General features: G+C 70.8%; 1 protein-coding gene. It reads right to left on the bottom strand.

The genetic code is table 11. From position 1 onward, the window contains the following. The coding region (locus ACZ5CZ_RS38580; RefSeq protein ID WP_468949510.1) for an ATP-binding protein at positions 1–1,191 on the bottom strand (1,191 nt) is incomplete at both ends.

The following is a 1,191-nucleotide window of genomic DNA, read 5'->3' as shown; positions in this document are numbered from 1 at the left end:
CAGGCCCTTGACGGTGCCGGCCTTGTGCGCGTTGAGGGGCTGTTCCATCTTCATGGCTTCCAGGACGACGATCAGGTCGCCTTCCTTGACTTCCTGGCCTTCCTCGACGGCGACCTTGACGATGGTGCCCTGCATCGGGGAGGCGAGGGTGTCACCGGAGGCGACGGGGCCGGACTTCTTCGCGGCCCGCCGCTTGGGCTTGGCACCGGCCGCGAGACCGGTGCGGGCCAGCGACATGCCCAGCGAGGACGGCAGGGAGACCTCCAGGCGCTTGCCGCCGACCTCGACCACGACCGTCTCCCGGCCGGTCTCCTCCTCGGCCTCGGCATCGGCCGGGGCGGCGAAGGGCTTGATCTCGTTGACGAACTCGGTCTCGATCCACCGCGTGTGCACGGTGAACGGATCGGCCGAGCCGGTCAGCTCGGGGGCGAAGGCGGGGTCCTTGACGACCGCGCGGTGGAAGGGGATGGCGGTGGCCATGCCCTCGACCTTGAACTCCTCCAGGGCGCGGGCGGCGCGCTGGAGGGCTTCCTTGCGGGTGCGGCCGGTGACGATCAGCTTGGCCAGCAGGGAGTCCCAGGCCGGGCCGATCACGCTGCCGGCCTCCACGCCCGCGTCCAGCCGGACACCGGGCCCGGAAGGGGCGTCGAAGACCGTCACCGTGCCGGGGGCGGGCAGGAAGTTACGGCCCGGGTCCTCGCCGTTGATACGGAACTCGAAGGAATGGCCGCGCAGTTCGGGGTCGCCGTAGCCGAGTTCCTCACCGTCGGCGATCCGGAACATCTCCCGCACCAGGTCGATCCCGGCGACCTCCTCGGTGACGGGGTGTTCGACCTGGAGACGGGTGTTGACCTCCAGGAAGGAGATGGTGCCGTCCTGGCCGACGAGGAACTCGCAGGTGCCCGCACCCTCGTAGCCGGCCTCCTTCAGGATCGCCTTCGACGCCCGGTACAGCTCCGCGACCTGCGCCTCGGACAGGAACGGCGCGGGCGCCTCCTCGACCAGCTTCTGGTGGCGGCGCTGCAGCGAGCAGTCCCGGGTGGAGACCACGACCACGTTGCCGTGCTTGTCGGCCAGGCACTGCGTCTCCACGTGCCGCGGCCGGTCCAGGTAGCGCTCGACGAAGCACTCGCCGCGGCCGAACGCGGCCACCGCCTCCCGCACCGCCGACTCGTACAGCTCCGGCACCTC

Source organism: Streptomyces sp. NPDC031418, from assembly GCF_055581605.1.
The sequence above is the reverse complement of the archived record's forward strand: the minus strand, read 5'-3'. Positions and strand labels throughout refer to the sequence as shown.